Source organism: Desulfosporosinus sp. Sb-LF, assembly GCF_004766055.1.
Taxonomy (GTDB): domain Bacteria; phylum Bacillota; class Desulfitobacteriia; order Desulfitobacteriales; family Desulfitobacteriaceae; genus Desulfosporosinus.
In genome coordinates this window covers 171,553-186,537 of record NZ_SPQR01000002.1, presented here as the reverse complement: position 1 = coordinate 186,537, position 14,985 = coordinate 171,553, and the positions used below count along the sequence as shown (strand labels likewise).

11 protein-coding genes are annotated in these 14,985 nt (G+C 45.3%); 10 read left to right on the top strand and 1 reads right to left on the bottom strand.

Translation table 11 applies throughout. The features are described 5' to 3' along the window. Positions 1-4: 4 nt before the first annotated feature. From E4K68_RS03635 to E4K68_RS03605, 7 genes are all read left to right on the top strand, one after another. The gene (locus E4K68_RS03635) at positions 5-835 is read left to right on the top strand and encodes a transketolase (RefSeq protein WP_135377381.1); all 831 of its coding nucleotides are present in this window, start codon (positions 5-7) and stop codon (positions 833-835) included. Next, positions 828-1,769, top strand: coding sequence for a transketolase family protein (locus tag E4K68_RS03630; protein ID WP_135377380.1), 942 nt, complete (start codon positions 828-830; stop codon positions 1,767-1,769). The genes E4K68_RS03635 and E4K68_RS03630 overlap by 8 nt, the downstream gene beginning before the upstream one ends. A gap of 254 nt (positions 1,770-2,023) precedes the next feature. Beyond that, positions 2,024-2,710: a cell division ATP-binding protein FtsE gene (ftsE, locus tag E4K68_RS03625; RefSeq protein WP_135377379.1), complete on the top strand. Its 687-nt coding sequence runs from the start codon at positions 2,024-2,026 to the stop codon at positions 2,708-2,710. Next, positions 2,700-3,590, top strand: coding sequence for a permease-like cell division protein FtsX (gene ftsX, locus E4K68_RS03620; RefSeq protein WP_199241677.1), 891 nt, complete (start codon positions 2,700-2,702; stop codon positions 3,588-3,590). The genes ftsE and ftsX overlap by 11 nt, the downstream gene beginning before the upstream one ends. A gap of 129 nt (positions 3,591-3,719) precedes the next feature. Then, on the top strand, positions 3,720-4,859 hold the full coding sequence (locus tag E4K68_RS03615; protein WP_135377378.1) for a M23 family metallopeptidase: 1,140 nt from the start codon (positions 3,720-3,722) through the stop codon (positions 4,857-4,859). A gap of 73 nt (positions 4,860-4,932) precedes the next feature. Further along, complete coding sequence (locus tag E4K68_RS03610) at positions 4,933-6,114, top strand: S41 family peptidase (RefSeq protein ID WP_135377377.1); 1,182 nt, start codon at positions 4,933-4,935, stop codon at positions 6,112-6,114. 163 nt (positions 6,115-6,277) lie between these two features. After that, positions 6,278-7,339: a hypothetical protein gene (locus E4K68_RS03605; RefSeq protein WP_135377376.1), complete on the top strand. Its 1,062-nt coding sequence runs from the start codon at positions 6,278-6,280 to the stop codon at positions 7,337-7,339. On the opposite strand, the gene E4K68_RS03600 is transcribed toward E4K68_RS03605, so the two are convergent. Then, positions 7,328-8,170 carry an HDOD domain-containing protein gene (locus tag E4K68_RS03600; protein ID WP_135377375.1) on the bottom strand — a complete coding sequence of 281 codons (843 nt, stop codon included), beginning with the start codon at positions 8,168-8,170 and terminating at the stop codon, positions 7,328-7,330. The genes E4K68_RS03605 and E4K68_RS03600 overlap by 12 nt on opposite strands. A 264-nt stretch (positions 8,171-8,434) precedes the next feature. Between E4K68_RS03600 and E4K68_RS03595 the strand changes: the two genes are divergently transcribed. The 3 genes from E4K68_RS03595 to uvrA all read left to right on the top strand — a co-directional run bounded on the left by E4K68_RS03595 (position 8,435) and on the right by uvrA (position 14,904). Then, on the top strand, positions 8,435-9,817 hold the full coding sequence (locus E4K68_RS03595) for a substrate-binding domain-containing protein (RefSeq protein ID WP_135377374.1): 1,383 nt from the start codon (positions 8,435-8,437) through the stop codon (positions 9,815-9,817). A gap of 210 nt (positions 9,818-10,027) precedes the next feature. Then, the gene (uvrB, locus tag E4K68_RS03590; RefSeq protein WP_135377373.1) at positions 10,028-12,058 is read left to right on the top strand and encodes an excinuclease ABC subunit UvrB; all 2,031 of its coding nucleotides are present in this window, start codon (positions 10,028-10,030) and stop codon (positions 12,056-12,058) included. A 29-nt stretch (positions 12,059-12,087) separates the two neighbouring features. Continuing rightward, a complete protein-coding gene (gene uvrA / locus E4K68_RS03585; protein ID WP_135377372.1) occupies positions 12,088-14,904 on the top strand; it encodes an excinuclease ABC subunit UvrA in 2,817 nt (938 codons plus the stop codon). The last annotated feature ends 81 nt before the right edge of the window (positions 14,905-14,985 follow it).

The window sequence follows — 14,985 nt, the reverse complement described above, 5'->3', positions numbered from 1 at the left end:
TTACTTGACTACCATTGACCTAAAGCGAATAGCCAATGTTATTCGTCAAGATATTATTTCCATGCTGGTAACTTCAAAATCTGGACACCCCGGAGGGAGTTTATCTGCCGCTGATATTGTAACCACGTTATTTTTTCGTGAAATGCGAATCAATCCAGAAGAGCCACAATGGACAGACCGAGATCGCTTTGTTCTTTCAAAAGGACATGCGGCTCCTGTGCTTTACTCCGCTCTCGCGGAGAAGGGGTATTTTCCTAAAAGCGAGTTGCAGGGCCTACGGCAAACCGGCCACATGCTCCAGGGGCATCCTGACATGAAGAAGACACCTGGCGTGGATATGTCGACGGGTTCCTTAGGGCAAGGTCTTTCAGCTGCCAATGGAATGGCACTAGCGGGCAAGTTGGATGGCAAGGATTATCGCGTGTTCGCTTTACTCGGTGACGGTGAAATGGCAGAGGGGCAAATTTGGGAAGCAGCCATGGCATCTGCGCACTATAAACTAGATAATGTTACCGCTGTCTTAGATTACAATGGTTTACAAATTGATGGAACCACTGATAGCGTCATGTGTACAGCTCCATTAGCGGAAAAGTGGCGGGCATTTAGTTGGCACGTGATCGAAGTTGATGGGCATGATATAGATGCTCTGATCGCGGCGTTTGCTGAGGCTAGGCAGGTTAAGGGAAAACCATCTATTATTATTGCTAAGACGATCAAGGGCAAAGGGGTTTCTTTCATGGAAGATCAAGCAGGCTGGCATGGCAATGCGCCCAGCGTTGAACAAGGCGAGCAGGCACTGAAAGAATTACGAGAGGCGGCGTTAAACCTTGGTTGATAAAGTAGCGACACGCGATGCGTATGGCAAGGCTCTTCTAGTTTTAGGGGCCGAAAACCCCAATGTTGTTGTCTTAGACGCAGATTTATCGAAGTCGACCAAGACCGCTGACTTTGGGAAAAAGTATCCTGAGCGTTTCTTTAACATGGGTATTGCAGAGTCAAATCTAATTGGGACCGCTGCTGGGCTTGCTGCGACAGGCAAAATTCCATTTGCCAGTACCTTCGCGATTTTCGCAGTTGGACGGGCCTTTGAGCAAATCCGAAACTCTGTTGCTTATCCTAAGCTAAATGTTAAAATTGCAGCGACTCACGCAGGAATTACTGTGGGAGAGGACGGAGGTTCTCATCAGGCCATCGAAGATGTGGCTATCATGCGTGCCGTTCCGAACATGGTGGTTTTAGTTCCCGCAGATGGGGAAGAAACTCGTCAAGTGATTTTGGCTGCTGCTAACTACAAAGGCCCCGTTTATATTCGGATGGGGCGACTCGAGGTTCCGCTGCTTTTCGGGGGGGATTATCACTTTGAGATAGGTAAGGCGAATGTCCTCAAAGAAGGTACAGACGTAGCGATAATGGCTAATGGCTTGATGGTGTCCATAGCTTTAGAGGCGGCCGCTGCGCTTGCTTCCGAAGGAATCAGCGTAAGCGTTGTTAATGTGGCCTCTGTGAAACCACTGGATGAGGAAACGATTGTGCGAGTTGCCAAGCAAACGAAAGCTGTCGTGACGGCGGAAGAGCATAATATTATCGGTGGATTGGGAAGCGCAATTTCGGAGGTTCTGGGTGAGAAACAGCCCACACCGATGGTACGCGTAGGACTTAAAGATACGTTCGGAGAATCTGGTCGCCCGCTGGAACTTCTTGAGAAATTCGGCTTAACCAAGGCTGATTTAATCAAAGCAGTTCATGAGGTTCTTGCTAAAAAGAGGTAATTTTATGCAGAACTATTGCTGAATCTGTCTTCGTATGAAGAAGGGACTTGCACTCTTGTGGGCGCCGGTCCCTTCTTAGCGTAAGTGAGAGTAGGGAGTGGTCAGAGACAAGAACCTAACAGACAAAGAAACAAAGCACAGTGATTATTAAGCGGATTGTTTAAATTTCAAACAGGAAATTCACGACATGTGTCGAATGGTTTAAAGGGTATGGAGAAAAAAGGGCGAGGCGTGCGAAAATCAAGGAGGACAGTATGATACAATTGACAAATGTGTCCAAGATTTATCCAAACGGTGCCAGAGCCCTTGTCGATGTCAATCTTAAAATTGGCAAAGGGGATTTTGTTTTTCTGGTAGGTCCGAGTGGAGCTGGTAAATCGACGTTAATTCGTCTGCTTTATCGTGACCAAATTCCAACGCGGGGACAGGTTCAGATTAATAATAAAAATCTGGTACGTATGAAAGAACGAGAAGTTCCCTATTTACGGCGTAGCATTGGGGTGATCTTTCAAGATTTTAAGCTGCTACCCAATAAAACGGTTTCCGAAAATGTGGGTTTTGCTCTTGAAGTAATCGGTGTGGCGAAGCGAGAAGTCCTAACACGTACACGTACGACATTGGAACTTGTCGGGCTCGCAGCCAAAGAGAAATCCTATCCGCATGAATTGTCGGGTGGGGAGCAACAGCGTGTCTGCGTGGCACGGGCAATCATTAATAATCCCGCACTGTTAGTAGCAGATGAACCGACCGGCAATCTGGACCCAGAAACAGCATGGGAGATTATGGATTTGCTCTATAATATTAATAAACGAGGGACGACGGTTGTCATGGCCACTCATGCTAGGGCAATCGTGAATAAAATGCAAAAGCGGGTTATTGCCATAGAAAACGGACGGGTTGCGAGAGATGAAGAACAGGGGGGATATGGCTATGATGTTTAATTCTGCTGGCTATATTCTGCGTGAAACTGCTCACTCCATGAAACGAAATCCCTGGCTTAGCATTGCATCGGTATTAACCGTCATGGTTTCTTTAGTGATTCTGGGTTTTTCTGTGTTTTTTCTGGCCAACGCCTCTAATATGGCGAAATCATTTGAATCTCAACTGGAAATTGCAACATTTGTTCAAAACAACGCAACTCCACAACAAGTCCAAGACTTGCAAACTCAGGTTCAAGGGATGCCTGGGGTGGCTTCGGTGACGGTTGTGACCAAGGACCAAGCCCTTAATGATTTTGGCAAGACGATGAGTGGAACGCAAAATAATCTATTGGCAGATCTCGGGGGAACGAATCCTTTCCCAGATAAGTTAACGGTCAAAGTAACGGATCCACAAAATGTAAAAATTCTAGCTGACAAGGTAGCCGCTCTACCTGGGGTAGATAAGGTCCGCTACGGACAGGGATATGTCGATAAACTTTTGAAGTTCACTCAATGGTTGAGGTGGATTGGTCTGGGCGTTGTTGGAGCGTTTGGAATCGCTGCTGTCGTGTTGATTTCTATTAATGTTAAAATGAATGTCTTTTCCCGCCGTCGCGAAATTCAAATCATGAAATTAGTGGGTGCAAGTGATAGCTTCATCCGTTGGCCTTTTCTTATTGAGGGCATGGCACTAGGCCTTGTTGGAGGTGCGCTGGCAGCCAGCATTGTTGGCATGGGCTATAATTGGATAACTATGTATATCCTGTCGACTTTAACGTTTCTTCCGGTTGTTCAAAATACCATCCTCTTTCATCAAGTCTCTGCGGGTCTTTTGCTTGCAGGGATGGCAATGGGCGCTATTGGGAGCGGGCTATCTTTACAGAAGTTCCTCAGAGCATAAAAATTAATGAGAGAAATACCCCGCTTTTTGGGTTAGATATGCGATTTCGGTGACATAAGTGTATTGATAAAGGCTATCATATGCCAAGATTCAAACAGAACGGTATGGTTATGGAGAGGAGGGAGTTCCTTGTTCCAGAAGAAATTGGCGCCGATGGTAATAATGAGCCTTGTGATACTTGGGGCATCCGCATTGCCCTCTCGGGCCAATGAACTAGGGGATGCCTTAGGGGAGCAGCAGGACATTATCAATCAGAAGAATCAAGCCAAAGGTCAGCTTAACAAACTAACCTTTACAGCTGAGAAGATGAAGGCTCAACTGACTCAGCTTGAAACGCAAATAGCCGCAGCGCAGGTCCTTTTGGGACAGAAACAGGCCGCTTATGCCCAAGCCCAATCGCAAGTTATCATAGCGCAAAAGGAACTGGCCGAAAAACAAAAAGAGCTAGAAGGTCGCCAGAGTGCCCTGGGAAAAAGAGCCCGGGGAATCTATGAGAGTGGTCAGATTAGCTATTTAGAACTGCTTTTTCAGTCTTCAGACCTCAGTGATTTTATAACTAGAATGGAGTATTTTTCTAAGTTAATAGACAATGATAAGCAGCTATTGTTGGATATTAAATCCCAAAAGGAACAAATAGCCCAAAAAAACCGCGATTTGCAGAGCCGAAGGGATCAAGCTGCCCTTCTTCAAGCGCAGGCGTCTTCAGTCAGCTCAGATCTTGAAAAGACAAAGTCACAACAGCGTATTGCCTTAGATCAAAATCAGAAGAGCCAACAAGCTGCGTTTGACGATATTGACCGCTTAGAATCCGAATCGAATGCTATGGCAGATAAAATACGGAAACTTCAGGCGGCACGTACCGGAGGAGTGAGTGGTACAATCTCTGTATGGCCAGTACCAGGCTTTTACGAAATCAGTGATCCCTTCGGTTGGCGGATTCACCCCATTACCCACAAACGGAGTTTGCATTCCGGAACAGATATTGTTGCTCCACAAGGAACGCAGGTTCATGCTACCGGAGCAGGGGTCGTCATAATGGCCGGATGGAATACGGCCTATGGAAATATGGTGATTATTGATCATGGAAGTGGGGTATCCTCACTTTATGGGCATCAGTCCAGCTTGAATGTTACTGAAGGTGAATCGGTTCAAGCAAATCAAGTCATTGGATATGTCGGTTCTACAGGGTGGAGTACAGGCTCACATCTGCATTTTGAAGTCCGTGAAGGCGGAAACCCTTCTGATCCCTTGCGTTTTTTTCCGGACTGATGGGATAAGCAGTATTTCTACATAGGGACTAGCATATAATAGAACGAGACTTGAGGGAAGGGGTTTGACTTGATTGCAGGAATGGAACTGGAAGAGAATTGCTAAACACGTCGGAGTCGTTCTTTTAATATTCTCGGTATTGGTGACCACGTTGGTAGGAGGGATCGTGATTGCCAACGTTGATAACGTGGGACGCTTAGTTCACGTTGTACAACTAATTCGTCATGATTATTTAGAAAAGGTAACGACAGATCAGCTTGTTGAAGGCGCGACTAAAGGCATTGTAGATGTATTAGGAGATCCTTATTCGACGTATATGAATGCCAAGGAGAATCAAGAACTTTTCCAGGTGCTTGAAGGAAAGTTCGGTGGAGTCGGAATTGTTCTTAGTCTTAAAGATCCCAAAAAACTCGTGGTTTTACGCCCCATCAAGAATTCGCCAGCTGGTAAGGCAGGCATTCTACCAGGCGATGTCATTGTCAAGATTGATGAGGCAGAGACTGTCGGTATGGAGCAAGACAAAGCGGTAAGCTTAATGCGTGGAAATCCGGGGACGAAAGTAACCCTGGGCGTTTATCGGGAAAGCACGAAGAAATCCTCAACTGTGAATTTAATGAGAGAGAATATCTCAGTTCCAACAGTGGAGGGTCAAGCATTACCTGGTCGTCCAGATATTGCTTATATCAATATTTCTCAGTTTGCTTCAGATACGGGGACGGAACTTAAGGAAACCTTAAATACAATGGACATTAAGAAATTTAAGGGACTTATCCTGGATATGAGGTATAACCACGGTGGAGAACTTAATGCAGCGGTTCAGGTTGCCAGTTACTTTATCCCAGAGGGACCCGTCGTCTATATTGTAGATAAGCAAGGAAACGTTGATACAAAAATGGCCACGGGAACGTATTTGGGAATGCCTGTAGTGGTACTGGTCAATGAAGAAAGTGCATCTGCGGCTGAAATCGTAGCAGGGGCGATCAAGGATAAAGGAACGGCAAGTCTTGTGGGAGTAAAAACATTTGGCAAAGGAATTGTGCAAACGATTTTCCCCTTGGATTCGGGGACCAGTGTCAAACTGACAACGGCCAAATATCTAACACCTAACAAGGTAGATATTCATAAAAAGGGAATTGAACCGGATGTTAAGGTGGAACTAGGTAAAGGGCAAACAGCTACTATTTCGCCAACAGACACGAATTTTGATCCGCAACTTCAAAAGGCTCTCCAAACGTTACAAGGGCAACTGAAATAAGGGTTTTAAATGGCACGCTTTATAAAAAAGGCGTGCCATTATTATTTTCCATAGTGAATCCCTTTCATTTGGCGAAACTAGGTTACTAAGGGTACCTGATAGTGACCGTTGTTGCCCTCTGTGCATAGACTACGCTGAATATAAAATGACGGGGGTGACAAACATGGGAAATAAGACTGGGGTGAGACATTACTTTGCCGAAGGAATGACCACTAGGGGGTACATATCTCTTTTGCCGAACATGATGCCGAATTGGCAACGGGCCTATGTCTTATTGGGAGGACCAGGGACAGGTAAATCAACCCTAATAAAGGTTATTGGTTTGGAATTGCTGGATAGGGGATATGACATCGATTTCTTGCGTTCGGCACGGGATCCAGATTCAATGGCAGGATTTATTATGCCTTGCATGGGGTTAGCGATGTTGGATGCCACGGAAGTTTCTCCCCTGCGTTGGCGTGCTCCGGGTGTTGTTGAGAAATTCATTGATTTTAGCATGTTCAGCGATGAACGCAAGCTAGAAAAGCAACACTCAAAGATCTTGAAGATTGAAAATCGACTTCAGGGGTTACAGATGACTTTGGAGGAAGAGTTAGCGGCAGAACTTGGGTCATTGATCGGAAAAAGGGAACATAAACCTCGCATAGAGAAAGAAGATATAGCCTGGATTTTGGGGAATTCGTCCAGGTTAAAAGTAAAAAAAGAGAACACTGGTCCTTGGCATCTTGCAGAAAATGCCCTTAAACTGCTGCAAAAAAGCGTTATTATGCCATATTTCTTGCACGGCTTAACGTCGGAAGGGTGGCTCAATCTAGCACCCCATTTTTTGGCAGATTTCGATCAAATTCGACTTGAAGGGGAGGAAACGCTCGATGCCTTAGACTGGGTCTTGCGCGAAGCGCAGCAATTGGGACAAATGATCGAAATCGTCTTGCATCCTCTAAATCCAGATGAAGTAATTGGGATTGTTTTCCCCGAAAGGCATTTGGCGATCTGGCAGGGAAATCCAGAAAGCTTGGGAGATCAAGGCTTAGAACGACCTTTTAGTCCAAAATTAATAGAGGCCTTAGCGTCTTGGCAAACACACAGGTCTCAACTTAAGGGGATCTATATGGATACCGTGAATTTTGAACAATTGGATAGCTATCGGGAAACTGTGCTTAATCAAATTTTATGTGATTTAAAAACAATGGGTTGTATTGGATCGAGGCCCTTAACTGAATAGGGTTGGGTCTACAAGAAACTCTCCAAGGTCAGCCATGAGAAGTTCAAGGTCAGATTCTTTGAGCGCCAGCTGGTTGAGAGCTTCTTGTTGTAGGGGATTTAGAAAACTGTCTACGCCACCCCCCACGCCTAGTAAACTCGCAAGTCCATTGGCAACATGAATAACGCTCGCTAATTGAGAATAGTCTGGCGCATGCGAAGGGGCATGGTGGAAGGAAATCGCTTGCACGAGGTCCTCCGGTAAATTCCAAGACTTGGCCAAAAATCCACCGACTGTCGCATGATTATAGCCAATGACTTTTTCCTCAAGATCGACATAGGAAAGATTCGCTTTAGTTACTTTTTCTAAAAGATAATCGCCCACTTCTTGAACATAAACGGAGATAATCAGTTTTCCAATATCATGAAGTAAGCCTGCGGTAAAGGCAACATCGCCGAAAGGGAATTTCCGGTTTCGACACAGACGTTTCGCGGCCATAGCGGTGAGCATAGAGTGCCTCCAGAGACCCTCTTGTTCGATCTCATAACCCACAAGTTGGGTCTTTAGTAAGGGGGCAACCGCTGCAGACATCGCTAACCCTTGTGTCACCTGAAAGCCTAGCATGACAATCGCTTCCTGTAGGGAAGAAATTCGTCTCGCATAGCCATAATAGGCGGAATTTGCTTGGCGAAGCATGCCAGCAGTCAGCGCCGGATCCTGCCCAATAACAGTTTCCAGTTCTTTCGCGGTTGTTTCGGGGTTTTTGGTCAGGGCAATCACGTGCATTGCAGATGTGGGCAGGGGGGGTAAAGCCTGAACCCGCTTTAAGATATGTTCTAATTTGATGGGCAATGAAACCCCTCCTTTCTATTATTTAATGATATGAGTCAGAACGAAACTAAGAAGGCTAAGGATGAAACTCTTACGAAAGCACTGGAAAAACTCTGTATGTAAATATTAGGACAAGCTCAACGGTTAAGGTGAGCATACACCGTTAACGACTAAGGTAAATAACCCCAAATTCCACTTAGTTACCTTTTCTATTGCATTATTTGGGACCAGGAGGGAAAACTAATCTAAAGAATGAAAGGTCGCGTGGGGGAAGGAGCGTGTGCTATGTCAAGGAGAGTACGGTTATTATTAATCGTTTTTTCTTTATGTCTTAGTTTAACCATAACTGGCTGTGGTCTACAAGGCCTTTTAGGGAACAAAAGCAAAAATAGTTCTAAAAAGACGAGTGGATCGCAAACTATCATAGCAGTTTCTTTAAATGAAGATGATCCCAATAAACTACTTATCTCCAAAGGAATCGATGATTTGGCTAAGAAAGAAAACGTGAAAGTGAAGTATATAGACAAAAATGCATCAACAACAGAAGAATCTCCCCTTAAAGATGCAAAGATCCTGATTTATCAAGGCGGGAATGAAAGCATTCTGCAGAAATCTCAATCCGACAAAATTCCGGTCTTGGCCTTGACCCAACTTCCTGCGGGTGTCAAACCTGAAGGGATCATCACTCCTGACCAAGAGAAGGTGGGAGAGTTGATGGCTCAAACTCTGGTTAGTAAAGTAACAGAGGGTCAGATTATTGTATTACAAGGAGACCCAACTGAAGGTGGATTCCAAGAACGCTTAGCTGGGAATAGAGCCGTATTAACTAAATATCCTAAGATAACAGTACAAAGTATTCCGAGTCCTTCGGGTTCTGAATCAGTTGCTAAAGCTGCTTTAGCTGATTTTATCCAGAAGAATCCCGGTAAGGTTCAAGGAATTTTGGCACATACCGAAAAGTTAGCTGCTCAGGCCAACGAAGTGTTGAAGCAGGCACAATTAGATAAAAAGGTTGTCCTGATCGGAGGACAGGCCAGTGTTTCATCTTTAGATAGGATGGTTAGCGGTACTCAGGCCGGAGATATTGATACATCCCCTTATCTTCAAGGAGTCAATGCTTATCAATGGGCACAAAAGATTATAAAAAAGGAACCCTTAGAAGTTACTGAATCGATCACGAGTGATCAAGGGGAAATTCCGGCCAAGGTTATCCCAGTAAAGGCGGTAACACCAGAAAATATTGCGGTTGTCCAAAAGAGTTACACCAAAACACTGAAGAACGCAGAACAAGATAAAAAACAAAAAGAGGCTCAAACGGAGAAAGCGTCTCAATCTAAAAATCAATCGAAGGATCAAGGAGGAGACAAGAAGAGTCAGGACCAGGGGCAAAGCGGGAATAAGCAAGGCTCAGCCTCCGATTCACAGGGCAAGTCAAAAGACTCGAGCGCTGTTCCTGCAGGAGTTGAGAAGGTGACGGAACGGATAAAGACAGAAACAACCCGTGAATATCTTGACGCCCAAGGTAAAGTCGTTGGTACAGAGAAAACTGCCAATGAACAAGTGAAAACAGTGCCTCCTGAAATGTTAAAGCAACAGACAGAGCAACCTAAAGCGGCGGGAAGCTCAGAAGATCAAGGTAAAAAGGCAGATAAGGAAAAGCAACAGTAAAATAATATATAAAAAACATTAAAAGCCGAAAATACCTCGGCTTTTAATAGTTTTTGTGAAAGTATAATTTGAATTACAGTAGTCTTAGATGTAAAATAATTAAGAAGAATTATAAATTATTCTTCCTAAATTAGCGGTTTTAAGGTTGAATTTTGTAGTTTGTTCAGCTTTTGTTGGTTAGGTGATTTTATTTGAAAGGAAGAGCGGAGCATGGAATTTCGTTTACATGCCCCTTACCAACCTGCAGGGGATCAACCCCAGGCGATTGATGCTCTGGTCGAAGGAGTAAACGACGGTCGGAACCACCAGACGTTACTAGGGGTTACAGGATCAGGAAAAACCTTTACGATGGCGAATATTATTAAAAAAGTACAAAGGCCCACACTGATTCTCGCACATAACAAAACTTTAGCTGCACAACTCTATAGTGAGTTTAAAGAATACTTTCCAGAGAATGCGGTGGAGTACTTTGTAAGTTATTATGACTATTATCAACCAGAGGCTTACGTGCCATCGAGCGATACGTTTATAGAAAAAGACGCTTCTATCAACGAAGAAATCGAGAAATTGCGACACTCCGCGACCGCTTCCCTACTAGAGCGTCGCGATGTGATTGTGGTGGCCAGCGTTTCTTGTATTTACGGTTTAGGTTCTCCAGATGATTACCGTGATCTTGTCCTTTCGTTACGCCAGGGACAAGTGATTGATCGGAATGAGATTTTGCGCAAACTGATAGCGATTCAATATGACCGAAATGATATAGCTTTTACCCGGGGAACATTCCGTGTGCGAGGGGATGTCGTAGAAATCTATCCAGCTGCTTCTAGTGAACGAGTGATTAGGGTGGAGATGTTCGGAGATGAAATTGAACACATCTACGAAATTAATGTGCTCACTGGGGAAATCCTAGGGGAGAGGCATCATGTTTCGATCTTCCCGAATTCGCACTATGTGACAGCTCATGAAAAGGTCATGGAAGCGGCAGTGAATATTGAAAAGGAACTGGATGACCGGCTGAAGGTCTTAGAATCGGAAAATAAACTCTTAGAAGTACAGCGCCTTGAACAGCGAACGCGCTACGACCTAGAAATGCTCAGAGAAATGGGCTTTTGCAACGGAATTGAAAACTATTCGCGACACTTGACGTTTCGAGAGCCTGGGGAGACACCCTACACTCTACTGCATTATTTCCCGGACGATTTTCTCCTTTTTGTAGATGAATCCCATGTTTCGCTACCCCAGGTAAGAGGAATGTACGAAGGAGACCGGTCGCGCAAGACTACCCTGGTAAACTATGGTTTTAGACTGCCCTCTGCTTTGGATAACCGCCCCTTGACGTTTACGGAATTTGAACGAACCATAAAGCAAAGCATTTATGTCAGTGCTACACCAGGACCGTATGAATTGGCACACTGTCCAGAAGTAATCGAGCAGATTATTCGCCCCACCGGGTTGTTAGATCCTGAAATCATAGTTCGTTCAACCAAAGGACAGATTGATGATTTGCTAGGTGAAATTAAAGCAAGGATCGCTAAGGATGAACGAGTTCTTGTCACGACTTTAACCAAGAAGATGGCAGAAGATTTAACGGATTACTTCAAAAACCTAGAGATTAATGTGAAGTACCTTCATTCGGATATCAAAACACTTGAACGAGTTGAAATTCTTCGAGAGCTTCGCCTAGGTCTGATTGAAGTAGTCGTAGGAATTAACCTCCTGCGCGAAGGACTGGACTTACCAGAAGTTTCTCTAGTGGCAATTCTGGATGCCGATAAAGAAGGGTTCCTAAGATCAGACCGCTCACTCATACAAACCATAGGTCGTGCAGCGCGCAACGCCCAGGGCAAGGTCATTATGTATGGAGACAAAATCACTCGCTCAATGCAGAACGCCCTCGACGAAACAAACCGGCGCCGAGCCATTCAAATGGCGATGAACGAGAAAATGGGAATCACACCACAAACCATTCGTAAAGCAGTTCACGAAGCACCAGAGGCAACTAAAGTAGCAGAAACGAAAAGAGCCTACGGAACGAAACTACCGCCCGAGGAACTAGCCTCACTCATTAAAAGCCTAGAAGACGAAATGCGCCTAGCGGCCCGCGACCTAGACTTCGAGCGTGCAGCCGAAATCCGGGATGCGATGATTGAGCTAAAAGGGGAAGAAAATAAATATAAGATGACAAGTCAGCAACGTGGTAATACTAGGTATAAACAATCTAAGCGAGGAAACAAGAAATAAAGTTACACGACAAACTAGGAGGCCAACGCATGACCCAAGACTACCTGCGCGTGCGTGGTGCACGCGCCCACAACTTAAAAAACATCGACATCGATATCCCTCGCGACAAGCTAGTCGTCATCACTGGATTATCCGGCTCGGGGAAATCATCCCTGGCGTTTGATACAATCTATGCTGAAGGACAACGGCGTTATGTGGAATCTCTTTCAGCCTACGCAAGACAATTTCTGGGACAGATGGACAAGCCGGATGTTGATTCCATCGAGGGACTTTCCCCAGCAATATCTATTGATCAAAAGACAACGAATCGAAATCCTCGCTCCACTGTCGGCACCGCAACGGAGGTCTCTGATTACCTGCGTCTGCTTTATGCTCGGATTGGGCATCCGCATTGCCCAAAGTGTGGTCGAGGAATTTCCCAACAAACTGTCCAGCAAATGGTGGACCAACTGATGCGTTTACCTGAGCGGACCAGACTTCAAATCTTAGCACCGCTTGTTAAAGGCAAAAAAGGAGAACATCAGAGAATATTTGAGGAAGCCCGCAAGGGCGGGTATGTTCGAGTACGAGTAGACGGAGAGACGAGAGACCTTAGTGAAGAGATCGAACTGGTAAAAAATAAAAAACATTCCATTGAAGTGGTGATCGATCGTATTTCTCTGAAGCCTGAAAGTGCTGAGCGTTTGGCTGATTCATTGGAGACAGCGCTTAAACTTGGCGAGGGAAATGTCATTGCGGACATTATCGACGGAGAGGAGTTGCTCTTTAGCGAAAATTTCGCATGCCCCGATTGTGGGATTGCTCTCGAAGAAATTTCTCCGCGTCTTTTTTCCTTTAATAGCCCTTATGGAGCTTGTCCTGCGTGTACCGGGCTTGGGGCGAATCTTGTCGTAGATGTTGACCTTCTCATTCCTAATCGTTCCTTGTCCCTGGCTTCAGGGGCGATTGTGCCTTGGGCTAAATCAACGTCAAGTTATTACCCGAAAATGATGGAAGCCGCGGCCCTTAATCTTGGTTTTGAGATGGCTACTCCTTTGAAGGACCTAACAGAGAGCCAATGGAAGGGTTTGCTCTATGGGACAGAGACCCCGATTTTCTTTCAGTATCAAAATATGTTTGATCAATTAAAAACGTATAATACCAACTTTGAAGGGCTAGTGCCCCTTTTCGAACGTCGGTATCGGGAGTCAACTTCAGATATGGTACGAACTGAAATCGAAGGGTACATGAGTGAACACCCCTGCCCGAGGTGTCATGGGAAACGTCTGAAACCGGAAGCATTAGCTGTGAAGGTAGGCGAAATTTCAATCGATGATTTATCTCGTCTTCCGATTACCGAAGCAATAAGCTTTCTGAATCAACTAACTCTCACACCGAAAGAGGAAACGATTGCCTTCCAAATTCTGAAGGAAATCCGGGAGAGACTCGGATTCTTGATCAATGTCGGACTGGACTACCTGACACTGGGTCGTGCCGCTGGCTCGCTCTCTGGGGGAGAAGCACAGCGGATTCGCTTGGCGACTCAGATTGGGTCAAGTTTAATGGGCGTTCTTTATGTCTTGGATGAGCCGAGCATTGGGCTTCACCAACGAGATAATGCGCGTTTGCTTTCAACACTCAAACGTTTACGTGACCTTGGAAATACCTTGCTCGTAGTAGAGCATGATGAAGATACGATGATTGCCGCAGACCATATTATTGATATTGGTCCTGGAGCAGGGGCTCATGGTGGGAAAGTGGTTGCTGAAGGTACGATTGAAGAAATCAAGGTTAATAAGGAATCGATTACTGGGCAGTATTTGAGTGGCAAAAAACAGATAGTCGTTCCAGAGGAGCGTCGACAGCCGAATGATAAGTGGCTCGAAGTTTTTGACGCTCGAGAAAACAACCTAAAGGGTATCCATGTCCGCATTCCGCTGGGCTTGTTTACCTGCGTGACGGGGGTTTCCGGTTCTGGTAAAAGCACCTTGGTCAATGAGATCATCTATAAAGGATTAGCATCCAGGCTTAATGGTGCTCGTCTTCGTCCTGGAGCTCACGAGCGCTTGGAAGGGTTAGAACATCTAGAAAAGGTCATTGATATTGACCAGTCTCCGATCGGACGAACGCCTCGATCAAATCCAGCTACGTATACTGGAGTCTTTGATTTTATTCGTGAACTCTTTTCCATAACGCCAGAAGCTAAGATGCGGGGGTACAAACCAGGGCGGTTTAGCTTCAATGTGAAAGGTGGACGATGTGAAGCGTGCCGGGGAGACGGAATCATCAAGATTGAAATGCATTTTCTTCCGGACGTCTACGTTCCCTGTGAAGTTTGTGAGGGAAAACGCTATAACCGAGAAACCTTAGAAGTTCGATATAAAGGAAAAAGCATTGCTCAAATCCTGGATATGACCGTGGATGAAGCGGTGGATTTTTTTCAAGTGGTCCAGAAAATTGCTCGCAAATTACAGACGCTACAGGATGTGGGGCTTGGCTATATTCGCCTAGGTCAACCCGCAACGACCTTATCCGGGGGAGAAGCCCAGCGCATTAAGTTGGCTACGGAGTTGAGCAGGCGTAGTACGGGAAAAACGATCTATATTCTCGATGAACCTACGACAGGGTTGCATACAGCAGATATTGATAAACTTCTCCAAGTGCTTCATCGTTTGGTCGATGGGGGAGACACTGTGCTCGTCATTGAGCATAACCTCGATGTTATCAAAACGGCAGACTGGCTGATTGACCTTGGACCAGAAGGGGGAAACCGGGGCGGAGAAGTTCTGGTAGAAGGGAACCCTGAAGATATCGCTGCTTTTTCCGCTTCGTATACGGGGCAGTATTTGAAACGTTATTTAGCTTAGCGGGTTAATGTCGATCAACAATGAAATCAGATAAGCCCGAATAAGTCTTCGGAATAGTTGTCGCTTATGAAAGGAATGTCT